The 21,268-nt window shown below is 69.3% G+C and carries 19 protein-coding genes; 5 read left to right on the forward strand and 14 right to left on the reverse strand.

Features of this window, described 5'->3' with window-relative positions:
* Positions 1–40 precede the first annotated feature (40 nt).
* Positions 41–1,597 carry a glutamine-hydrolyzing GMP synthase gene (guaA, locus tag ACZ7OI_RS31305; RefSeq protein ID WP_470267700.1) on the forward strand — a complete coding sequence of 519 codons (1,557 nt, stop codon included), beginning with the start codon at positions 41–43 and terminating at the stop codon, positions 1,595–1,597.
* Between the two features lie 48 nt (positions 1,598–1,645).
* On the opposite strand, the gene ACZ7OI_RS31310 is transcribed toward guaA, so the two are convergent.
* From ACZ7OI_RS31310 to ACZ7OI_RS31335, 6 genes are all read right to left on the reverse strand, one after another.
* Positions 1,646–1,876 (reverse strand): hypothetical protein, encoded by a 231-nt coding sequence (locus ACZ7OI_RS31310; protein WP_037368646.1) that lies wholly within the window; start codon positions 1,874–1,876, stop codon positions 1,646–1,648.
* Positions 1,869–3,161, reverse strand: coding sequence for a PspC domain-containing protein (locus ACZ7OI_RS31315; RefSeq protein WP_470267701.1), 1,293 nt, complete (start codon positions 3,159–3,161; stop codon positions 1,869–1,871). The genes ACZ7OI_RS31310 and ACZ7OI_RS31315 overlap by 8 nt, the downstream gene beginning before the upstream one ends.
* A gap of 304 nt (positions 3,162–3,465) precedes the next feature.
* Positions 3,466–4,050, reverse strand: coding sequence for a DUF3558 family protein (locus ACZ7OI_RS31320; RefSeq protein ID WP_470267702.1), 585 nt, complete (start codon positions 4,048–4,050; stop codon positions 3,466–3,468).
* A gap of 48 nt (positions 4,051–4,098) precedes the next feature.
* A complete protein-coding gene (locus tag ACZ7OI_RS31325; protein WP_470267703.1) occupies positions 4,099–4,653 on the reverse strand; it encodes a hypothetical protein in 555 nt (184 codons plus the stop codon).
* Positions 4,650–5,147 carry a hypothetical protein gene (locus ACZ7OI_RS31330; RefSeq protein WP_470267704.1) on the reverse strand — a complete coding sequence of 166 codons (498 nt, stop codon included), beginning with the start codon at positions 5,145–5,147 and terminating at the stop codon, positions 4,650–4,652. Before ACZ7OI_RS31330 ends, ACZ7OI_RS31325 begins: the two co-directional genes overlap by 4 nt.
* A gap of 33 nt (positions 5,148–5,180) precedes the next feature.
* Positions 5,181–6,635, reverse strand: coding sequence for a hypothetical protein (locus ACZ7OI_RS31335; RefSeq protein ID WP_470267705.1), 1,455 nt, complete (start codon positions 6,633–6,635; stop codon positions 5,181–5,183).
* A 254-nt stretch (positions 6,636–6,889) separates the two neighbouring features.
* Between ACZ7OI_RS31335 and ACZ7OI_RS31340 the strand changes: the two genes are divergently transcribed.
* Together ACZ7OI_RS31340 and ACZ7OI_RS31345 are read left to right on the forward strand one after the other, a co-directional pair.
* The gene (locus ACZ7OI_RS31340) at positions 6,890–8,149 is read left to right on the forward strand and encodes an ATP-binding protein (RefSeq protein WP_470268043.1); all 1,260 of its coding nucleotides are present in this window, start codon (positions 6,890–6,892) and stop codon (positions 8,147–8,149) included.
* 44 nt (positions 8,150–8,193) lie between these two features.
* Positions 8,194–8,862 (forward strand): response regulator, encoded by a 669-nt coding sequence (locus ACZ7OI_RS31345; protein WP_470267706.1) that lies wholly within the window; start codon positions 8,194–8,196, stop codon positions 8,860–8,862.
* On the opposite strand, the gene ACZ7OI_RS31350 is transcribed toward ACZ7OI_RS31345, so the two are convergent.
* Positions 8,859–9,767: a DMT family transporter gene (locus tag ACZ7OI_RS31350; protein WP_470267707.1), complete on the reverse strand. Its 909-nt coding sequence runs from the start codon at positions 9,765–9,767 to the stop codon at positions 8,859–8,861. The genes ACZ7OI_RS31345 and ACZ7OI_RS31350 overlap by 4 nt on opposite strands.
* A gap of 105 nt (positions 9,768–9,872) precedes the next feature.
* Between ACZ7OI_RS31350 and ACZ7OI_RS31355 the strand changes: the two genes are divergently transcribed.
* A complete protein-coding gene (locus ACZ7OI_RS31355) occupies positions 9,873–10,775 on the forward strand; it encodes a LysR family transcriptional regulator (RefSeq protein WP_116206532.1) in 903 nt (300 codons plus the stop codon).
* Positions 10,776–10,782: 7 nt separating this feature from the next.
* Here the strand turns inward: ACZ7OI_RS31355 and ACZ7OI_RS31360 are convergent, their stop codons facing one another.
* The 7 genes from ACZ7OI_RS31360 to ACZ7OI_RS31390 form a co-directional block, all read right to left on the reverse strand.
* On the reverse strand, positions 10,783–11,955 hold the full coding sequence (locus ACZ7OI_RS31360; RefSeq protein WP_470267708.1) for a serine/threonine-protein kinase: 1,173 nt from the start codon (positions 11,953–11,955) through the stop codon (positions 10,783–10,785).
* Positions 11,956–11,972: 17 nt separating this feature from the next.
* The gene (locus ACZ7OI_RS31365; RefSeq protein WP_470267709.1) at positions 11,973–13,610 is read right to left on the reverse strand and encodes a serine/threonine-protein kinase; all 1,638 of its coding nucleotides are present in this window, start codon (positions 13,608–13,610) and stop codon (positions 11,973–11,975) included.
* Between the two features lie 212 nt (positions 13,611–13,822).
* Complete coding sequence (locus ACZ7OI_RS31370) at positions 13,823–14,722, reverse strand: hypothetical protein (RefSeq protein ID WP_470267710.1); 900 nt, start codon at positions 14,720–14,722, stop codon at positions 13,823–13,825.
* Positions 14,723–14,978: 256 nt separating this feature from the next.
* Positions 14,979–16,892: a DNA polymerase III subunit gamma/tau domain-containing protein gene (locus ACZ7OI_RS31375; protein ID WP_470267711.1), complete on the reverse strand. Its 1,914-nt coding sequence runs from the start codon at positions 16,890–16,892 to the stop codon at positions 14,979–14,981.
* A 347-nt stretch (positions 16,893–17,239) separates the two neighbouring features.
* Positions 17,240–17,545, reverse strand: a complete 306-nt coding sequence (locus tag ACZ7OI_RS31380; protein WP_470267712.1) for a hypothetical protein — start codon at positions 17,543–17,545, stop codon at positions 17,240–17,242.
* Positions 17,546–17,602: 57 nt separating this feature from the next.
* A complete protein-coding gene (locus tag ACZ7OI_RS31385) occupies positions 17,603–17,899 on the reverse strand; it encodes a chorismate mutase (protein ID WP_470267713.1) in 297 nt (98 codons plus the stop codon).
* A 164-nt stretch (positions 17,900–18,063) separates the two neighbouring features.
* Positions 18,064–18,495: a DUF1707 SHOCT-like domain-containing protein gene (locus ACZ7OI_RS31390; RefSeq protein WP_470267714.1), complete on the reverse strand. Its 432-nt coding sequence runs from the start codon at positions 18,493–18,495 to the stop codon at positions 18,064–18,066.
* 134 nt (positions 18,496–18,629) lie between these two features.
* Between ACZ7OI_RS31390 and pcrA the strand changes: the two genes are divergently transcribed.
* Entirely contained in the window at positions 18,630–21,041 is a 2,412-nt protein-coding gene (gene pcrA, locus ACZ7OI_RS31395) for a DNA helicase PcrA (protein WP_470267715.1), read from the forward strand.
* Positions 21,042–21,268: the final 227 nt, after the last annotated feature.

Consider the following 21,268-nt stretch of genomic DNA (forward strand, 5'->3'; position numbering starts at 1 on the left):
ACGATGGTGGCAAAAGCGCTCATTCGCCTGGAGGTCGTAGGTGGCCACTCCCACCGGTCCGGTACTCGTCATGGACTTCGGGGCGCAGTACGCGCAGCTGATTGCCCGTCGCGTACGCGAGGCGCAGGTCTTCTCCGAGGTCGTGCCGTCCAGCGCGACCGTCGAGGAGCTGCTCGCCAAGAACCCGTCCGCGATCATCCTGTCCGGCGGCCCGTCGAGCGTGTACGCCGAGGGCGCTCCCGCGATGGACCCGAAGCTGGTCGAGGCCGGCGTGCCGATCCTCGGCATTTGCTACGGCCACCAGCTGCTCGCCCGCGCGCTCGGCGGTGTCGTCGAGCCGACCGGCGTGCGCGAGTTCGGCCGTACTGACGTGCGGATCGTCGGCGAGGGCGGTGTCCTGCACACCGGGCTGCCCGACCACCAGACGGCGTGGATGAGCCACAACGACAGCGTCACCAAGGCCCCCGAGGGCTCGGTCGTCACGGCCAGCTCCGACGGTGCCGAGGTCGCCGGTTTCGAGGACGTCGAACGGCGCTTCGCGGGCGTGCAGTACCACCCGGAGGTGGCGCACTCGCCGCACGGCCAGGAGGTGCTGCGCCGGTTCCTGTACGAGATCGCCGGCGTCCGGCCCGGCTGGACCACTTCGTCCATTGTGGACGAACAGGTCGCCAAGGTCGCCGCGCAAATCGGTGAGGGGCGGGCGATCTGCGGCCTGTCCGGCGGCGTCGACTCCGCGGTCGCGGCGGCGCTCGTGCAGCGCGCCATCGGCGACCGGCTGACCTGCGTGTTCGTGGACCACGGCCTGCTGCGCGCGGGCGAGCGCACCCAGGTCGAACGCGATTTCGTGGCCGCGACCGGCGTCAACCTGGTCACCGTGGACGCGCGCGAGCGGTTCCTGAACGCGCTCGCCGGCGTCACCGACCCGGAGCAGAAGCGCAAGATCATCGGCCGCGAGTTCATCCGCGTGTTCGAGCAGGCCGAGCGCGATCTCAAGGCGCAGGGCGACTACCGGTTCCTCGTGCAGGGCACGCTGTACCCGGACGTCGTCGAGTCCGGCGGCGGCGAGGGCACCGCGAACATCAAGAGCCACCACAACGTCGGCGGCCTGCCCGACGACCTGCAGTTCGAGCTGGTCGAACCGCTGCGGCTGCTGTTCAAGGACGAGGTCCGCCGCGTCGGGCTCGAACTGGGGCTGCCGGAGACGATCGTGCAGCGCCAGCCGTTCCCCGGCCCGGGCCTGGGCATCCGGATCATCGGCGAGGTGACCGCGGACCGGCTGGAGACCCTGCGCGAGGCGGACGCGATCGCCCGCGAGGAGCTCACCGCGGCCGGGCTGGACCAGGAGATCTGGCAGTGCCCGGTGGTGCTGCTCGCGGACGTCCGCAGCGTCGGCGTCCAGGGCGACGGCCGGACCTACGGCCACCCGATCGTGCTGCGCCCGGTGTCGTCGGAGGACGCGATGACTGCGGACTGGACGCGGCTGCCGTACGAGGTGCTGGAGCGGATCTCGACCCGGATCACGAACGAGGTGTCCGAGGTCAACCGCGTGGTGCTGGACGTGACGAGCAAGCCGCCGGGCACCATCGAATGGGAATGACGTGAAAAACGGGGCCCGGATTTCCGGGCCCCGTTTTTTTGTCGCGTTTTACGGCCGTCGCTTGCGGAACGACGCGCCGAGCATCAGGATCCCGCAGAACACCGCGCCGCCCGCGATGATCCAGCGGAAGTCGAAGGTGGGCAGCCAGCTGGAGCCGTCGGTGAGGACGTAGCCGGACACCAGCAGCGTCGCGACCCCGACGATCAGCGTGATCCAGTCGACCCCGCGGCGGCGGGCCGGGGCTTCGGGCTCGTCGTAGGAGTAAGGGTTCTCAGCCACGGCGCACCTCCACCTGGCCCACGCCGTTGGTGACGTGGAGCGTGATCTTCTGTCCGCCGACGTTGTCGTCGCCGTTGTCGGTCCCGGTGATGGTCGGCTGGTCGACGCCGTTGGACGAGCGGTTCAGGCAGTCGACCTCGCCGGCGGAGTTCTCGCAGGTGAAGGTCACGTCCGCGGTCCTCGGCACGATGATCTCGGTGTTGCCCGCTCCGTTGGAGACCGTCGTGGTGATCGGGTCGCTCGCGGGCAGCTGGGTCAGGTCGATCTTCATGTTCCCGGCCGCGTGCCGGTACTCCGGCTGCAATTCGGCGACTGACCGCGGGGTGGCCGACAGGTTGCCGAAGCCGCCGCGCACGTCGAGGTTGTCGAACGTGCTGGTGGTGAGCACCATCCCGGCGATCGACAGCGGAATCGCGAGCCCGATCAGGCCGCGGGCGCCGCGGGCGAACGCCCCCGCCACCAGCCCGACGCCGAGGACGGCGAGCGTCATGCCGATGATGTGCCGCAGCGAGAACCAGTCGAACCCGTTCAGCGAGAGCGCGACCCCGATGCCGGCCACGATCACCGCGACCCCGAACGTGGCGGCCCCGATCTTGGACCGCCGCCGCGGCGGCCTCGGCTGGTGGTCGTTGTAGTCGCCGGTCGGAGGGGGAGGCGGCGTTGGCGCCGCCGGATCAGGCAGATCCCAGCCCGCCGGGTCGGCGGCCAGTGGATCCCAGCCCGGCGCCGCCGCCGCGGGAGTCGGGGTGTCGCTGTTCATCGTGAAAGCTCCGGTTCCGGAAGCGGTTCCGTCCGCCGCGAACGCGACGACCGGCGCCGGTCGGTTGTCCTGCCCGCGGGTGCGATGCAGGAGATAAAGGCTTGTGGCGAGCAACGCGAACCCGATCAGGCCGCCCCCGTCGAACCAGCCGCCGCCGAAAGTCCACCCGGCCACCGGAATCACCGCGACGGTCAGCACGGCCGCGAAGGCCTTCGTCATGCTCGACCGCCCGCGCCCGATCAACGCCTCGAAGCCGGAAACCTCGTCGCCCTCGGAGGGGAAGAACAGCCACCCGAGCAGGTAAAGCACCAGCCCGAAGCCCCCGAAAACAGTCGCCGCCGCCAACGCGACCCGAATCACCACCGGATCGATCCCGTAGCGATCCCCCAGCCCGGCCGCGACCCCCGCGACCTTCCGCCCCGAGTGCGGCCGCCGAGGCCTGCTGGCCCAGAAGTCCTTGACGGTCTCCTCGAACCCGTTCAGCGGGTTTGTCCGCGGAGGCCGCACGTCGTTCGCACCACTCATGCTTCACAGCATGGTCGATGGCGGGGGAGGGCACATCGGGGAAGGTCCCTGAGGTTATCCCCGAGATGGGACCCTAGCTGGGGCCGGCCCTCGGGAAGGGAGGGGACCAACTCGGTAGCCAGGGTTCTCGGCCGTGCTGCAGGATGCGGCAGCGTCATTGCCGGACTTGTCGGCAGCGCAGGGTTTTCGGCAGTGTGTGATCGATGGAGTCTCTTCGAGCGACCTCCGGCGCTGAGAATCTGTCCCAGGAGGGCGCACTGATGCCTGCTGAAGATAGGTTTTCAGGAACCTGGAGAAGATCGCTTCAGCCTCGTGGAAGCCGCTTGTCTAACGCGATCGCGACCTCTTCGGCTTCTTTACAGGCGGCCGCGGTGTCATCACTGATCAGAACGATCACCAAAGCGCGAGCGTTGGGCCCGACCTCCATGCCTATCTGACACCCGCCCGGGGAGCCCAGCAGGTCGCGTTGTTCGATCATCTTTCGTCCGTTGATATTCCCATTGTGTGCAGAGTTGGGATTCTGGATGTTGTCCGTGTACTTCTGGCCATTTTGAAGCACTATTCCGACTTCAGTCGCTGGATTTGTCGCGGCATTGTGGGATTTCTTCATTGACCGGCAGCTTCGGTTGGAGTCCGCGACGGAGGGTTGTGCTGGCGGAAATCCTTGACCGGCCAGAATTTGATCGACCAGCTGGCATTGGTTCAGCGAAGCGAATGGATTGCCGGAACTGGAGGCCGGACTGCTGGTTGGAGCGAGCGCTGATGCAGCTGGCTTTGCGGTGCCGTTGACCGGGTTGCCGCACGCTGCTGTGCCGACTATGGCCAGCGCGACGCTGAGCGCCCCGGCCGCGCGGCAATTCTTTGCCACGAATCTCCAGTTCTTGTTCAACCGGCGCGCGGCGGCTTCGAGTTCCCATGCCCGCGGTGCGAGGGAGCGTCAGCCCTTAGGGAGGAGCGGGTCCAGTTTGGTCGCCAGGTCCTCCGCGGTCTTGCAGGAAGCGGCAGTGTCATTTCCGCCGGTCACGGTGATGATCGCGCGAGAACTGGTCTGGACCGACATGGATATCGTGCACTGGCCGGCTGCCCCCAGCTCGGCGGGATCTTCGACGAACTTCCGGTCGCCGAGGCTTCCGCTGCGAGCTTGCGCGGTGTTCTTGACGTCGCTGTCGTAGCGCTGTTCCTCTTGCAGGAGCAGCCCTACGTTGGTGGCGTTCAAGCCGCCGCTGGATTTTTGGGTGACGCAGGCTTTGCGTTCTTGTGCGATAGAGGGTTTCGCTGGGGGGTAGCCTGCCCCGCTCAATATTTGATCAAGCAGGGCGCACTGGTTCCGGGCTGCGAAGGGGTTTCCCGCGGAAGCGGGCGGAGCCGAACCGGTTGAGGGGGGTGTTCCGCTGGCCTGTGCTGCGCCGTTTACCGGACTGTCGCATGCGGTGAGCGCCAGTGCGGCTGCACTGGCCAGCAGGAAGGCGGTAGCGGCACGGGATGTTTTCACTGATTGTCGAGTTTCTTGTTGAGCTCGGCGAAGGACAATGAATGCGCGCTTTCGGTTTCTTGGTAGTTTTTCCGTGCGATGAGGAGCGCCTGCTGTGCGGCGTCAACTGCTTGCTGCATCAGTATGAGATTGGGCAGCATTCCCTCTTGCGGGTGGCTTGCTACCGTGACATTGAAGTCGGCGACGGATCGAGCGTAGTTGAAATTTCCCATTTTTGCGGCTCGGCCAAGAAAGGATGCTTGGCCCATAAAATCGTTTAAGACGCTGAGGAAGAAGTCGCACGCCTTCATGTACGCGGTGAACCCCTCCTCGTTCACCGCGAAGGACCCGTTCTGCGCCAAGGTCTTCAGTGTATTCCCGGCCGTCTTCATCTTTTGCGCGGCCTCATGACTTCCCGGCCCCTCGGTTAGCCCAGCCAGGAAGTCGTTGCCCGCCGTGCCCGCAGCGGGTGAGCTTTCGGTCGAAGACTTCTTGTCCCAGACGATTTCTGCCATCGATTGCTCCTAGATCTGCGCGAGGGAAAGGACTCAGCCGCCGAGAACCGGGGGAGTGATCTTCTCCCCGTCCGGTCCTCGCTCCGGCTTGACCTCGAAGACCTCGTCCGGATCGATCTGCGTCGGGATCTTGTTCTTGTGTTCCTTGTCCTCTTCCTTCTTCTTCCCGGCACCCGCCGCACCAGCGCCAGCACCCGCCGCACCAGGCTTCCCGGCTTTTCCAGCGTTCGCGGCAGCGGTAGCGCCGCGCTCAAGCCGTTCAGCGGCACCCTTGCCACCGGACTCGCCGGGCTTCCCGGAACCGCCCGAGCCAGCACCGCCGGTCACTCGGCCACCGGCACCGCCCCGGCCAACACCGCCTCCTGACCGGCTGCGCGGGGTGTCCTGTCCAGCATTGCCGACGCCGCCTCCGCCCAAAGCGAGCCCTTCCGGAGAAAGTCGCCCGCCGATGCCCGTAGTGGTCCGGAGGTTGTTCCCGCCCCCTGACACCGCAGGGTTGCTGAGCGGCCCAGTACCGGTGTTGATCCCCGGCCCAGGGCTGTAAGGAACGCCCGGAGGGTTGCCGCCTCCCCCAGGCGGGAAGGAGTTCACCGCAGGACCGCCAAGCGGAGGATTCGTACCCGTGAACCCATTCGCCGGACCACCAGTCACTGGACCGGACCCACCAGGACCGACGTAAGGCCCGCTGGAAGCGCCACCCGGAACAGTCACCGGTGCGGCACTGCTCGCATGCGTGCTGTCGTTGTTCATCTGCGGCGGCGGCGAGTAAACCGGCTGCGTAGTCGACGTCTCGTGATACGTCGTGTCCAACCCGTGCATCACCTGGACCGCCTGCTGGTGCGCCGCGTCAGCCTGCTGCTGCTTGGCCGCCACGTCGCCCATCGCGATCACGCCCTGCAACGGGTTGCCGTTCTGGAACTGCTCGGTCGCCTTGGCCATCTCGGCCTTCTGGTTGAACCCAGTCGGCTCCGGCATGTTCTTGTGCGCGTAGTCGGCCGCCGCGGACTGCTGGGAGTAGCGGTTCGACACCAGCTGCATCGCGCTGCCGGTTTTCTCCGTGTGGTCTGCCGTGCTCTGGAAGAACGAATGCGCTTGCGTCGCGGCCGTGCCCTGCCACTCCGCGCCCGCGGCGTTGGCCGCCTCTCGGAACTGGTTGGACGCGTCCGCGAGCCGGTTGCCGTACGTGTTCGTCACGCGGCTGCGTTCGTTGATGTCCTTGAAGTCCAAGCCCTCGTTGACCATTTTGTGCAGGTCTTCGTGGCTGTACGACGCGTAGTTCGCGTCCGGCGCGGGCGCGTCGCCCCTGGTCTGCTGGCCCTGGAGCAGCTGCTGGCCCTGCTGGACCGAGTACTGCGAGGCATCCCGTTCAGTCGCGCTGCGCGTCTCCGGCGAGTCCTCGCCGACCGCGAAGATCTGGTGCACGTTCTGCGTCCGGGCGTAGTAATCGCCTGCGGACTCGACGTGCTCCGCGCGATGCTGCTCGGTCATCCGGCCTCCCCGCCCCGTTTACGCACTGTGATCACTCGCCCCCTGCATCGTACCGAGTCCCGGAGGGCGGCAGGGAGGTTCGCGGAATTTCCCCTCGGGCGGCCGTCTGGGGGAATTGATCAGGGCCTTCCCCGATGTCCGCGCCGCTCCCGCGTGTGACGATGGACCTCGTGCAGGACTTTCTCGACATCAGTGCCCCAGGGCGGGTTTCCTCGGCCGAAGAGGAGCCCTCGGCGCTCGTGTCCGCCCAGGCGATGGAGGTCGCCGAACCCGAACCGCGGCCCAAGATGTACCGGCGACGCTCCGGACGGGCTGTCGCGGGCGTCGCGAGCGGGCTCGCCGACCACCTCGGGGTTCCGGTCGTCTGGGTCCGCGTCGTGTTCGCGCTGCTGGCCGCGCTCAACGGAGCCGGGCTGCTCGCGTACGGCCTGCTCTGGGTGTTCGTGCCGCAGAGCTCCGAGGAAAGCGAAGTAGCGCCTAAGGCTCGCGACAGGCAGCAGGCGTATGGGCTGATCGCGCTCGGCATCGGTCTCGCGATCGCCAGCAGCACGCTCACCGGTGCCATCCGCGGCTGGGTCGCGGTTCCGCTCGCGCTCGCCGCGCTCGGTGCGGCGGTCGTCTGGCGGGAGGCGGACGAGTCACAGCGGCGGCGCTGGCGCGTCGGGGCCCGTGACGGGCTGGTCGGCGAAGGCGGACGGCTCGCGGCGATCGTCCGGATTCTCGCCGGGGTCGCGCTGGTGGCCACCGGCATCGGCTTCGTCGTGTTCGCCAGCGGCGACTTCGACCAGGTCAAGTTCGCCCTGATCGCGGTGCTCGCGACGCTGATCGGGGTCGCCGTCCTCACCGTTCCGTTCTGGCTGCGGCTGGTCCGCGACCTCGGCGAGGAACGCCAGGCCCGCATCCGCACCGACGAGCGCGCCGAGATCGCCGCGCACCTGCACGACTCCGTCCTGCAGACCCTCGCCCTGATCCAGCGCCAGGCCGACCAGCCCGCCGAGGTCGCGCGCCTCGCCCGCGGCCAGGAACGCGAGCTGCGCGGCTGGCTGTACGGCCCCGGCGGCTACGGCAAACCCAGCGACAAGCGGACCAAGGAAGAGGAAGAAGGCGTTCGGCAGCAGCTGTCCGAGGCGCTCGCCGCCGCCTGCGGAGAGGTCGAGGACCAGTTCGCGATCTCGGTCGGGCAGGTCGTGGTCGGCGACGCCGAGCTGAACCCGCCGCTCACCGCGCTGGTGCAGGCGGCCCGCGAAGCGATCGTCAACGCCGCCAAGCACGCCGGCGTCGACGAGGTCAGCGTGTTCGCCGAGGTCGAGCCCACCGAGGTCACCGTGTTCGTGCGCGACCGCGGCAAGGGCTTCGACCCGGACGTCGTTCCCGCCGACCGGCACGGCCTCGCCGACTCGATCCGCGGCCGGATGGAACGCCACGGCGGCACCTGCAAACTGCGCACCGCGCCCGGCGAAGGCACCGAGGTCCAGCTCGCCATGCCGATGAAAGCGAGCAAAGGGGTGGCGTGACCTCGCTATGCTCGGGGGCAGGCGAAGCGAGGGAGTGGGCAGTCGTGACGGAAAGCCAGCGGGAACCGGTCAAGGTCTTCCTCGTGGACGACCACGCGTTGTTCCGCGCGGGAGTGCGCACGGAGCTGAATTCGATCACCGACGAGGTGCAGGTCGTCGGCGAGGCCGGGTCGGTCGCCGAAGCGGTCGCGGGCATCGTGCGCACCAGTCCGCAGGTCGTGCTGCTCGACGTCCACATGCCCGACGGCGGCGGGGCCGAGGTGCTCCGCCGCGTGCGCCCGGAGCTGCCGGACGTCGTGTTCCTCGCGCTGTCGGTGTCCGACGCCGCCGAGGACGTCATCGCGGTCATCCGCGCCGGCGCGCGCGGGTACGTCACCAAGACGATCTCGTCGAAGGAACTCGTCCGCGCGGTGGTCCGGGTGGCCGACGGCGACGCGGTGTTCTCTCCGCGGCTGGCCGGTTTCGTTCTCGACGCCTTCGCCGACCGTCCTGGCTCCGCGCCGATCAACGACCCCGAGCTGGACCTGCTCACCCCGCGCGAGCGCGACGTCCTGCGCCTGCTCGCCCGCGGTTACGCGTACAAGGAAATCGCGTCCGAGCTGTTCATCTCGGTGAAGACGGTCGAGACGCACGTGTCGAGCGTCCTGCGCAAGACCCAGCTGTCCAACCGCTACGAGCTGTCCCGCTGGGCCTCGGACCGCCGCCTCGTCTAAGCCGGAGTCAGTTCTTCTTCCGGAGCCACCGCCGGCTTGCGCTGCAACCTGGTCAGCGCGACGCCGACGAGCACCACGAGCATGCCCGCGATCACGCGCAGGTTCAGCTGCTCGTGCAGGAACACCGCGCCCAGCAGCACCGACACCACCGGCAGCAGATAGCCGACCACCGACGCGGCGACCGCGCCTTCGCTCGCCAGCAATTGGTAGTTGAGCGCGAACGCGATCCCGGTCGAACCGAGGCCGAGGATGACCATCGCGATCACCGCGACCGGGCTCAGGTGCACCGGCGTGAAGCCGCCGAACGGCATGGCCAGCACCAGAAACCCAGTGGCCAGCAGCATTTGCCCGGCCGCGATCGCGTACGGCGAGGAGCCGGTGTTCGACAGGTACCGTCCTTCGTAGACGAACGCGAACCCGTAGCTCGCCGCGGCGGCGAGGCACGCCAGCGCGCCCCAGCTGAGCAGTCCGGACGCCTGCCACGGCGCGAAAATCAGCAGGATCCCGCCGAGCCCGATCACCAGGCCGGCGATCCGCGTCGCGTTCATCCGGTTCGCCGCCCCGAGGAACGGGGCCGCCACGAGCACCCAGAGCGGCGTGGTGGAGTTCAGCACCCCGGTGATGCCGGAGTCCACAGTGGTCTCGCCGACCGCGAAAAGCAGGAACGGCAAGGCATTGTGGAAGAACGCCGCGACGAGCAGATGTCCCCAGGTGCTTCGCTGCGCTGGCAAGCTCCGGCGGCCGATCAGGCACAGCGCCAGCAGCACCGCCGCGCCGAGCACGAGCCGCGCGAGCACCAGCTGTACTGGCGAAAACGCCGCGAGCCCGAGCTTGATCCAGAAAAAACTCGAACCCCACATCAACACGAGCGCCGCGATCCTCAGCAGCGTCTTCGTCTCGCCCACCCCAGGTTCCTCCTTCGCCTCACTCGCCAGCTTCGCCGCAGTGAGGTGTAAGGACAAGCGAAAATAACTGCAGGGACAATTAAGCAAAGCTGTAGGATTGAAGCCATGCTCGATGTACGGCGCATGCAGGTGCTGCGCGCGGTGATCACGAGCGGCTCGATCACTGCTGCGGCAAGGAATCTCGGGTACACACCATCGGCGATCAGCCAGCAGCTGGCGGTGCTCGAACGCGAAGCGGGCACGCCGTTGCTGGAGCGCGTCGGCCGCGGCGTCCAACCGACTCCGGCGGGGACGCTGCTGTCCGAACACGCCGAGACGCTCAGCGCGGAGCTAGCCCGAGCCGAGGCCGCGCTCACCGAGCTGAAGGAAGGCCGTACCGGCAAGCTCGCCATCCGCTACTTCGCCACGGCTGGCGCGACGATGGTGCCGTATGCGGTGGCCGCGCTGCGTCGCGAACACCCTGGCGTGTGGCTCGATCTCAAGCTCATCGACCCGGGCGACCCGCTCACCGAGGTCGAAGAAGGCCGCGCTGACCTGGCGATCATCGTGTACCCGCGGCCGTCGGAGCCGGGCCGGGGCATCGAGCTGGTGCCGCTGCTGGACGACCCGTACCGCGCGGTGCTGCCGCGTGCGCACCGGCTGGCCCGCAAACGCGTCCTCGACCTGACCGACCTCGCCGACGAACCGTGGGTCGGCGTCGACCCGATCCCCGGCGCGTGCCGAGCGATCCTGGAAGGCGCCTGCGCGTCGGCCGGGTTCCACCCGAACGTCGTGGTCGAGTCCGAGGACTATCCGTCGGCACAAGGCTTCATCGCCGCCGGGCTCGGCGTCGGGCTGGTCCCGGAGCTGGGACTGGGCACGCCGCATCCGGGCGTGGTGGTGCGCCGCGTCCGCAATCCGCAGCCGAGCAGGCACATTCACGCCGCGGTGGCCGCACGGGTCGCGGGCAGTCCGGCCGTGCAGACCTTCCTCGAAGCCATGCAAGAGGCGACCGAGAACGTCGCCTGACGCCGGCTCAGACGAACAGCAGCTGCGAAACGCCGATCCCGATCAGGATCGCGCACAGGATCGCCGCGACGGTGAGGATGATCCGCCGCCGCGCGGCCGCCTTCTCGCGAGCAGCGGCCTGTGCGGAAGCGGCCTGCTGCGCCGGGGTGGGCGTGTAGCGGGCGGTCGGCTGCTGCATCGCTTGCTGCTGCATCGGCTGCGCCGGAGCGGGAGCCTGCGGCACCTGCTGGACCGGAAGCTGCATGAGCGGAGCCGGTTGCTGTGCGGGCATCGGCGGCTGCTGCGGCGGCAGGATCTGCTGGGTGGCGTCCGGCTGGATCTGCTGCGTGGCTTCGGCCGGATTGGGCTGCTGCGGCGGCACCGGCCGCGACGTCGGAACGGGCGGCAGCGCGGGCGCGGTCGGCGGGATGAACGCGGTCTGCTCGCGCCCGACGGTGATCGCCTTCAGCGCGTGCACGGTGTCGTCCATGGTCGGCCGGGCCGACGGGTCGGGACGCAGCATCTTCTGCAGCGCCCCGGCGAGCGGGCCAGCGTTCTCGGCAGGCCGTTCCGGGGACTGGCCGTCGTCGCCGAACGGCGGCACTCCCTCGACCGCCGTGTACAGCGTCGCGCCCAGGGAGAACACGTCTGCAGCTGCAGACGGGGGAGCGCCGCGGGTGACCTCAGGCGCCCGGTAAGCAGCGTGCGGACCGCCGCCGGTGATGCCGATGTCGGTCAGCTTGACGCTGCCGTCGTCCGCGAGCAGGACGGTGTTCGGTTCGAGCGTGCGGTGGACGATGCCCGCCGAGTGGATCGACGCCATCGCGTCGCCGAGCTGAATGCCGAGGAACGCGGCCTGCTCCGGGGTGAGGCGGCCGTGCTCGGCGAGGAACACCGACATCCCGCGCGACGGGATGTACTCCATCACCAGCCACACGTCCTGGCCGTCGGGCAGCACGTCGTACACCGTGATCGCGCACGGATGGTCGATCCGGGCTGCGGCCTTGCCCTCTTCCATCGCCATCGCGCGGGCCTGTTCGGCACGGTCCGGCGGCAGGCCGACGGGCAGGTACATGCGTTTGACGGCGACGGTCCGGAACAGCCGCGTGTCGAACGCGAGCCACACGATGCCCGCGCGTCCGCGTCCGATCGGCTGGTCGAGCCGGTACCGCTCGCCGACGATGCTGCCTTCTGAACTCAATGCTGTCCCTGGATCGCTTAGCTGGTCGCAGTCGGCGGCGCTGTCGCCGAGGTCTCCGACTGCGGCGGCTTGGTCTGCGACTGCTTGGTCTGAGACACCCGCGTCTGCGACGGCTGATCCTGCGTCGGAGTGTCCTCCGCCGTAGTAGGCCGCTTCGAGTGCCGCGTCGACTGGGTCTCGCGGGTCGCGCTTTCCCGGAAAGACGTAGGCGGGGACGTAGTGGTTGCTTCCGAAGGCGGCTGTGTGACGGACGTCGGCGCGACCGCGGAGGACGAAGCAGGCGGCGCAGGCTGCGAGGCGTCCGGCGGATTGCCCGGGGTCAGCAGCCACACGCCGAGCGCGACCAGGCCGACCACCACGACGCCGCCGATCAGCGCGGGCTTCTTCCAAGCGCCGGGCTTCTCGTCCTCGTCGTCCTCGGGCGCGGTCTGCACGCGGGTCCGAGGCGCGGGGTCCTCGTCGTACGGGTCGTCCTCGTAGTGCTCCGGCACCGGGACCGCGCGCGTGGCGGCGAGGCCGTTGCGGCTGGGGTCGCCGTAGAGCGGCGGTTCCTGGTAGCCGTCCTGCTGGTAGCCGCGGTCGTCGTAGTCGTCCTCCGGATAACCGGAGCCCGGCGGGTACGGGTCCTCGCCGTAATACTGCTGCGCGCTCGGGTCGTACTGCTGCGTGACGCCCGGGTCGTCGAGCAGCGTGCCGGAGTGGCCCTGCTCGTCGTCGTGGTGCAGCAGACCGGCCGCAGCCGCTCCGCCCGCCGCGCCGAGCGCAGCCGCTCCGAGGGTGCCCGAGGACGAGGCCAGCATCGTGTCGCCTGCCGGGCCGCCGAGCGGGGTCTCGCCGCGCGCGACCGCGGACAGCAGCTCCTCGCATTCCTCGGCGGTGGGCCGGTGCTGGGTCTCCGGGTGCAGCAGCACCGCGAGCACGCTCGCCAGCGGACCGGACTGCCGAGGCGGGTTGATCTGTCCGGCGGCGACGGCGTGCAGCAGGCTCAGCGTGTTCTCGGACAGGCCGAACGGCGGCTGTCCCTCGCAGGCGGCGTACAGCGTGGAGCCGAGCGAGAAGACGTCCGACTCGGGGCCGGGGTCGCCGCCGATCGCGACCTCGGGGGCAAGGTAAGCGGGGGTGCCCGCGATCATCCCGGTCTTGGTGACCGTGACGTCGTCCTTGGCTCGCGAGATGCCGAAGTCGGTGATCTTCACGGTGCCGTTGCCGGCGAGCAGGATGTTGCCCGGCTTGATGTCGCGGTGCACGATGCCGACCGCGTGCGCCTCGCGCAGGGCGGCGGCGATCTGCGCGCCGATCCGTGCGACCTCCAGCGGCGGCAGGGTGCCCTTTTCCTGCAGCACCTGCGCCAGGCTGGTGGAAGCCAGGTATTCCATGATCAGGCAGGGCTGGCCGTTGTCGTCGGTGACGACGTCGAACACGGTGATCGCGTTCGGGTGGTGCAGCCGGGCGGCGATCCGGCCCTCGCGCATGGTGCGCTGCCGGGCGTCCTCCGCCTCGTGGTTCTCCAGCCCGGGCTGGAGAAGAAGCTGCTTGATGGCGACCGTACGGCCCAGCACCTCGTCGTGGGCGCGCCAGACGGCCCCCATCGCGCCGGAACCGATCTTTCCGACGATCCGGTACCGGTCGGCGACCAGACGACCCTCGTCGCTCACGCGACCTCCCTTTGGGGCTCCGACTTGCCGGGGCGGGACTTGTCTACCCCAAAGGGGTGAGTTCGAACCCGCCGCAGCACCGGAGCGTAGGCACCTGCTGTGGACCGTGCGCCGGTTTTGCCGAGACCGACCCGTGACAAGGCTAGGCGCTCACTCTGCGCACACGCACGCGGCACACTTCCGACGACCCGGCATAACCACGTTCGCGCAGGTCAGGAGTAGACCGCGGACAGGACGCGGGCCTGGGAGATCACATCCTGCTCGACGACGTCGAACAATTGGGTCACGCGCACCAGGGTGCCGTCGGCCTGGTGGACCAGCGCCACGGCGAAGACCGAACCGTCGTCCTGGACGTGCAATTCCTGGACGTCGATCGAATCGGCCCCGCTCCACGCGCGGACCAGGTCGCCCGTTTCGCCGCGCGCGACGCTCGGGGCGAGCAGCGAAAGCGCGTTCTCCGGGTGGTGGTCGATCGAGGCGTAGAACTTGCGCACCGCTTCGAGCTTCACCGGATCCGGCGCGGCCGCCGACGAGGTGGCGGACTTCTTGTGCGACTCCGAAGAGGACGGCGTGCTCGGCGAAGAAGAAGACGAGGTGCCGGAGGTGGTTTGCGGAGTCGTGGCACCCGAATTCGACGGCGTGGTCGCCGCGGAATCGGTGTGCTTGGACTGCGTCGTGCTTTCGCTCTGCCCCGACGTCGTGCCGCCGGACGAGTGGATCTTGCGTTGCTGCGGCACGGCCTGGCCGCCGAGCGCTGCCGCGCCGCTGAACCCAGCGGGCATCGCGCTTTCCTTGGCGACGGGAACGGTGGGCCGCGGTCCGCCGCTGAGCAGCGAGGCGGTGACGACGGCGCCGGCGACGAGTGCGCCCGCCCCGACCAGCCCGGCCAGCTTCGCGCGGCGGGCGAGCTTGCTCTCGGGCTCTTCCACGGGTTCCGCGGCCCGGTCGACCGGACGGCGGCTGCGCGGCGGCAGGTACTTCTGCGGTTCGCGGAACACCTGCTCGAGATACTCGCGGTCGGCTTCGGCCACGTCCTCGAGCAGTTCCGGCGGGATCACGTCCTCGACGCGCACGGCGTCGGGTTCTCGCCGGGTTCGCTGCCGTTCAAGCACGAAAATCCTCGCTCTGGGGGTTCGGGGCGGGACACGACACGGTGGCGGTGTCCCCGGGGCGGCCCGGACAGCCGATTCGTGGTCGGCGCCGAACCTGGTAGTCGCCAGGTAACCCTGTGCCGACCGGCGGCCGCCAGACTCCGTCGCCGGAATGCCGCCGTCGTACGACGAACGGCAGCTTATGTCACCCAACCGGACGAGGGAACAACCGCTCACCGCTCCGCACGTGCATCGGCATTTGCAGACAGTGTGCTGGTCAGCGCCCGTCGTCGGTGATCTTGCCGTTGTCGTCGAAGGTGAGCGTGCGCTGCTCGGTGCTCTTGCTGCCGTCCTGGTGCGTGACCTCGACGGTGTTCACCGTGGTGCCGTGCTGCGGGTCGATGGTGACCTTCTTGACCTCGAAGTACGCGACGCCGGCGTAGCGCTTGCGCAGGCCCTGCGGACCCTCCTGCTTGAGGTCGCCGGACGTGACCGACGAGGCCTCCGACGGGTCGGTGGTGACGTTGTTGAAGAACTTCTCCGAGTTGTTGCCCATGGTGTTCGGGTCGGCGGCGGTGAAGTACGGGTCCTTTGTTTCCCGCTGAGCGGGAGTGACCGGCGGCTTCTGCGGCGGCTCGCTGGACGAGGGCGTGTCCGTAGTGGTCGGCGCGGACGTCCTGCTTCCGGTGCCGGGCCTGGACGGCGTGGTCACGTCGGCGGAACTGCTGCTCGCGGAACTGCTCGGACCGGAGCCCTGCTGCGGGTGCGTGCCGTTGTCCGAGGTGACGCCGTCCGGGCTGGTGCTGGTGCCGCTGCGCGGGACGTTGCCGCCGACCCCGCCGTGCTGCCCATTCGGAATGAGCGCGCTGAGGTTGGGGTTGCCGCCGTTCTGCCTGCCCGGCCAGCCTCCGCCGCCGACCGCGTCGGTCGTCGTGGTGGTGGGCCCGCCGACCAGGAACGTCCCGGCGAACAGCAGCCCGACGACCACCGCGCCGGACGCGCCAGTGGCGAACCACGCGGCCTTGCGCCAGGTCTTCGGCGGGGTGACGGACGCGGGCACGGAGCCGAGATCGAACGTGCCGAGCCCGTCCAGCAGCGGCGCGGCGTACACGCGCACCTCGTCGTCGTCCTGCTGCTCTTGTTTCTCCTGCTTCGAGACGGCCGGCTCGCCGAGGGTGACGCGCTGGCGCCGGGGCGGCTCTTCGGAGACCGGGTTCAGCTCGACGCGTTCACGGGGGCTGTCCGGCCGGTTGGCCAGCGCGGCGGAGGTGGTGGCGACTCGTTCCTGGCGGGTGCGCCGGGTCGGCTGGGGGAGCGCGCTCGCCGTCGGGGCGAAGGCGCGGTGCTCCTCGGGGATCTGGTCCTGCGGGGGTGCGAAGGCGGCGCGGGATTCGGTCCGGCGGCTCGGGGATTCCGTCTGCCGGGCCGTCGGGGCGGCTCGGCGGCTGTGCGATTCGGCTGATTGGCCGGGGGAAACGACGGTCGGGCGGGGTTCGGCCAGCCGATCCGGGACGGCGGCCGGGCGGCGGGCGGGTTCGACGGGGGCTCGGTGACTCTGCGGCTCGACCGGAGCCCGGCGGTCCTTCAGCTCGACGGGGGCTCGGCGGCCTTGCGGCTCGACTGGCACCCGGCGGCCCTGTAGCTCGGCTGGCACCTGACGGCCTTGCGGCTCGCCCGGCGCCCGGTGGTCCTGCGGCTCGGCTGGGATCCGACGGCCTTGCGGCTCGCCCGACACCCGGTAGTCCTGCGGCTCGACTGGGATCCGACGGCCTTGCGGTTCGACTGGCGCCCGGTGGTCCTGCGGCTCGGCTGGCATCCGACGGCCCTGCGGCTCAACCGGCGCCCGGCGGCGCTGCGGCTGCGGCAGCGGGGGCTCGCCGATCGGCAATGTGCCGCTGGCGGTGGGAAAAACGGGCTGATTCGGAGCCGGGCGATTCCCGTCGTCGGGCGCCCGGTTCGCGCGCGGGGCCGGTGCGCCGCGCCGCTGCGGATTCTCGGCGCCCCGCTGCACCGGAGCGGCCGGGCCGCCGCCGGTGCGGTGCCGGTGATGCCCGGCGGCGCGAGGCGGCACCACGGGAGTCCAAGTGCCGTCGGCGCGGACGCGGTGCCGTCCGGGGACGGTGACCTCGGCGTCCGACACCGCGCCGGGACGGTCAGCGTGCCGCGAACCGCCCATCGTGTTTCCCGTCATGCCGGTCCGACCCCTCCGCGAGAGGGGCGTGACGGCACCGGGGTCGTCGTCAACCCGAACGGAGCAGGGAGGCGGAGAACGGCGCTTGCGTCCACACTTGCGAACTCCCGAGCAAATGCACGCGCACGCGGAGAACGGCGCGCGGAGCCGCAGCTCCCGCGCGTCCTCCGGGCATAGCCCGGCGTAGACGCCAGGGTCCTCACGGACTTCACAGTAGGAAACCGGCAGGCGAATGTCTTCACCCATCCTGCAACTTGCACCGGTTTCACTCGACCGGGCGCGCCCGAACGGGCGGCACGTCACGCAGCGCAGCAAGCCGCCCGGTATTTCCCCAGTTCGGGGGCAGATCAGCCGCCGCTGCGGTACTTCGCCTGCGTCGACTGGAGGGCCTTCACCGACGTCGCGCCGCTACCGACCGCGATGACGATGGCGAGGATGTCCAGCACGACGTTGCCGGAAGTGAGCAGCCAGGCGAACAGCGAGGCCGCGGTCGCACCGCCGGCCAGCGCCCAGCGGCTGCGCACGTACTGCGCCACCGGAGTCCCGCCCGCCCGCTTGCCCGCCGCGTTGTTCAGCATTGCCAGGTAGCCGACGTGGCCGAGGGACGCCAGCACGCTCGCGATCGCGATGATGACGGCGATGATGTTAATCATGTGTCCAGTCTGCCCGGTTTCCGTGGGGAGCGAATCGGGGATGCCCCGGATACCGCGTCAGCGGCCCAGCCTGCCGCGCCCGAGGTTCAGCAGCAGCATCGCCAGCTGACGGCCCTCCGGGCCCAGTTCGCGGTAGCGCGCCAGCACGTCCATCTCGCGGTTGTAGACGATTTTCGTTCCGCCCGCGGCCATCCTGGCCGCGCCGATGGTCTTCGACACCTCTACCCGGCGCTTCACGAGCCGGAGGATTTCGGAGTCGAGCCAGTCGATCTCCTCGCGAAGCGACGAGATGTCCTCGCCCGCCGGGGAGTGCTCGGCAGGCTGTCCGTCGGCGTTCTGCGTCTGCGCGTTCATCGGGACCTCTCTGAAGTCCGGACTCCCTGTGGCCCAGGGACGGCGAAAGCCCCGGGTCCAGTGGACTCCGGGGCTGCGGGTGATGGCGGGTGGGGCACTACGCGATCACGGGAGCCGGAGTCCGGGTCCCGTAAAAAAATCGCTCGCTGCTGTGCCGCACGGGTTCAGTATGGCACAGGCGCGCCCGGCCGCCGCCGGAACGCCCGCACCCGCGCGTGCAGCACAAGGCTGATGAACAGCCAGAACAACGGCATCGCCGGCCAGAAGAAGAACGCCCCGCCGATCGCCCAGCGGACGATCAACAAGGTCGCGAGCACCGCGACGATGGCGAGGTGGACGCGCAGCGCCGGATGTTCGCGCAGGGCGGCCCGGGTGAGCGGCCAGCCGCCGCGCGGCCGTGCCGGCGCCGGGCGGGGGAGATCGGAGGTGAGTTCGCCGAGCTCGTCGGTATAGCGGACGGCGTAGACCGCGCGCAGCCGTTCTTCCACCTCTTCGAGAGTGAGCCGTCCTTCGGAACCGGCGGCCTGGATGGTCTCGGCGACGCGCTCGCGGTCGCCGTCGGAAGCCCTCAGCCGGGCGGGAATCTTGTCGTCCATACCGTTCGATGCTCCGCGCCGCGTCGGCCTCGCGCGTCGGACGCGAGGCGACACTGCGGCGTACGTCCGGAAGCGCAGGCCGACCCCGTGGCTGCTCCGGGACTGTCGTACCCCCGGGGTAGCGTTGACAGACGATGGACACCCTCTTCGATCTCCCCGCAGACCCGCCCGCCCGCGCTGCCCGGCCGGGAACCGCAGACCTGCTCGAGGACCTCAACCCCGCCCAGCGCGAGGCGGTGACGCACGCCGGAGGTCCGCTGCTGGTCGTCGCGGGAGCCGGATCGGGCAAGACACGCGTGCTCACGCGCCGGATCGCCTACCTGCTCGGCCAGCGCGGCGTGCATCCGGGCGAGATCATGGCGATCACGTTCACCAACAAGGCCGCCGCCGAGATGCGCGAACGCGTCGCGGCGCTCGTCGGCAAACGCGCGAACGCGATGTGGGTGTCCACGTTCCACTCGATGTGCGTGCGCATCCTCCGCCGCGAGGCGAAAACCCTCGACATGTCGTCGAGTTTCTCCATCTACGACTCGGACGACACGAAGCGGCTCATCACGCTCGTGGCGCGCGATCTCGACATCGACCCGAAGAAGTACGCCGCGCGCACGCTCGCGGTGCACATCTCGAACCTGAAGAACGAACTGGTCGATCCGGACGAGGCGGCCTCGAAGGCGGCCAACGACCTGGAACGCCGGGTCGCCGAGGTCTACACCGAGTACCAGCGCAGGCTGGCGAGCGCGAACGCGTTCGACTTCGACGACCTGATCATGCGGACAGTGTCGTTGCTGCAAGCGTTCCCGGACGTCGCGGAGTACTACCGGCGGCGCTTCCGGCACGTCCTGGTCGACGAGTACCAGGACACCAACCACGCGCAGTACACCCTGGTGCGCGTGCTGGCCGGCACCGAGGCGACTGACACCGGCATCGAGCCCGCCGAACTGTGCGTGGTCGGCGACGCGGACCAGTCCATCTACGCCTTCCGCGGCGCGACCATCCGCAACATCGAGGAATTCGAACGCGATTTCCCGAACGCGCACACGATTCTGCTGGAGCAGAACTACCGCTCCACGCAAACGATCCTGTCCGCGGCCAACGCGGTGATCGCACGCAACCCCAACCGGCGCGCCAAGCGGCTGTGGACCGATTCGGGCGACGGCGAGAAGATCGTCGGCTACGTGTCGGACAACGACCACGACGAGGCCGCGTTCGTCGCGGGGGAGATCGACTCGCTGGCGGAGAAGGGCGAGGCGGACTACTCGGACGTCGCGGTGTTCTACCGCACCAACAACCAGTCGCGAGTGTTCGAGGAAATCTTCATCCGGCTCGGCCTGCCGTACAAGGTCGTCGGCGGCGTGCGGTTCTACGAGCGGCGCGAAGTGCGGGACATGATCGCGTACCTGCGCGTCCTCGCGAACCCCGACGACACGGTCAGCCTGCGGCGGATTCTCAACGTTCCCAAGCGCGGCATCGGCGACCGTGCCGAAGCCGTCGTGGCCACGCATGCGGAACGGGAGCGGATTTCGTTCTGGGCCGCGCTGCGCGACGCGGTCGAGGACAAGGTGGCGCTGCTGAACCCGCGCTCGGCCAAGGCGATCACCGGATTCGTGACGCTGCTGGACGAACTGCAGGAGATGGCGTCGTCCGGAACCGAGGTGCACGACCTGCTCGAAGCGGTACTGGAACGCACCGGCTACCGCGCGGAGTTGGAGGAGTCGGACGACCCGCAGGACGCGTCGCGCGTCGAAAACCTCACCGAATTGGTGACGGTGGCGCGCGAATTCGCGGAGTTCACCGCCGAGGTCACCAACGACGAAAACGCGGAACTGGTCCTGGACGACGGTGTCCCCGCCCCTGGCTCCCTCCCGGCTTTCCTGGAACGGGTCTCGCTGGTCGCAGACGCCGACTCGATCCCCGCGGCAGACGGCGGCGAGGAAGGCGACGGCGGCGCGGGCGTGGTCACGCTGATGACCGTGCACACCGCCAAGGGCCTGGAATACCCGGTGGTCTTCTGCACCGGATGGGAAGACGGTGTGTTCCCGCACATGCGCGCCCTGGGCGATCCCGCTGAGCTGGCCGAAGAACGCCGCCTGGCCTACGTGGCGATTACCCGTGCGCGGCAACGGCTTTACGTGTCACGAGCCCTGACTCGGTCGGCGTGGGGACAGCCGCAGATGAACCCGGCTTCCCGCTTCCTGGACGAACTGCCGCCCGATCTCGTCGATTGGCGGCGTCTGGAACCGTCCTCGCCGGGCTTCGGAAACTTCGGCTCGTCTTCCGGTTCTTCCTCCGGCCCTCGAGCCGCGACGACGTGGGGCCGCCGGTCCTCGACGTCGACGTCTTCGAGCTCGCCGTTCGGGAAGGGCTGGAAGGAGACGGTGGCTCTGAAGCTGGACGTCGGAGACCGGGTAAGCCACGACAAGTACGGCCTGGGCACGGTCATTTCGTGCGACGGCGTCGGCCCGCGCGCGACGGCGACGATCGACTTCGGAGCGTCAGGCAAGGTCCGGCTGATGCTGATCGGCAGCGTGCCGATGGTGAAACTCTGACGGCTGCTGGGGTTTTGGTTTCGGCGGTTTCGGTGGGTTGATCCTCCGTGCCGTGCCGTGCCGTGCCGTGCCGTGCCGTGCCGTGCCGTGCCGTGCCGTGCCGTGCCGTGCCGTGCCGTGCCGTGCCGTGCCGTGCCGTGCGGCCAACTCGTCAAACCGGTCGACGCCCCTCCTCCCCGTCCTCGCGTCCATTCCTCGGCTAACGAATGCCTCTCCGAGCGCTAGTC

Source organism: Amycolatopsis sp. NPDC114503 (genome assembly GCF_055633655.1).

Bases quoted from the DNA above. Each gene is read 5' to 3' on its own strand.
- ACZ7OI_RS31340 (WP_470268043.1), top strand. From the start codon at position 6,890: ATGGAGGTCGCCGAACCCGAACCGCGGCCCAAGATGTACCGGCGACGC.
- ACZ7OI_RS31385 (WP_470267713.1), bottom strand. From the start codon at position 17,899: ATGAACGCGCAGACGCAGAACGCCGACGGACAGCCTGCCGAGCACTCC.
- ACZ7OI_RS31375 (WP_470267711.1), bottom strand. From the start codon at position 16,892: ATGACGGGAAACACGATGGGCGGTTCGCGGCACGCTGACCGTCCCGGC.
- ACZ7OI_RS31380 (WP_470267712.1), bottom strand. From the start codon at position 17,545: ATGATTAACATCATCGCCGTCATCATCGCGATCGCGAGCGTGCTGGCG.
- ACZ7OI_RS31355 (WP_116206532.1), top strand. From the start codon at position 9,873: ATGCTCGATGTACGGCGCATGCAGGTGCTGCGCGCGGTGATCACGAGC.
- pcrA (WP_470267715.1), top strand. From the start codon at position 18,630: ATGGACACCCTCTTCGATCTCCCCGCAGACCCGCCCGCCCGCGCTGCC.
- ACZ7OI_RS31330 (WP_470267704.1), bottom strand. From the start codon at position 5,147: ATGGCAGAAATCGTCTGGGACAAGAAGTCTTCGACCGAAAGCTCACCC.
- ACZ7OI_RS31335 (WP_470267705.1), bottom strand. From the start codon at position 6,635: ATGACCGAGCAGCATCGCGCGGAGCACGTCGAGTCCGCAGGCGATTAC.
- ACZ7OI_RS31390 (WP_470267714.1), bottom strand. From the start codon at position 18,495: ATGGACGACAAGATTCCCGCCCGGCTGAGGGCTTCCGACGGCGACCGC.
- ACZ7OI_RS31315 (WP_470267701.1), bottom strand. From the start codon at position 3,161: ATGAGTGGTGCGAACGACGTGCGGCCTCCGCGGACAAACCCGCTGAAC.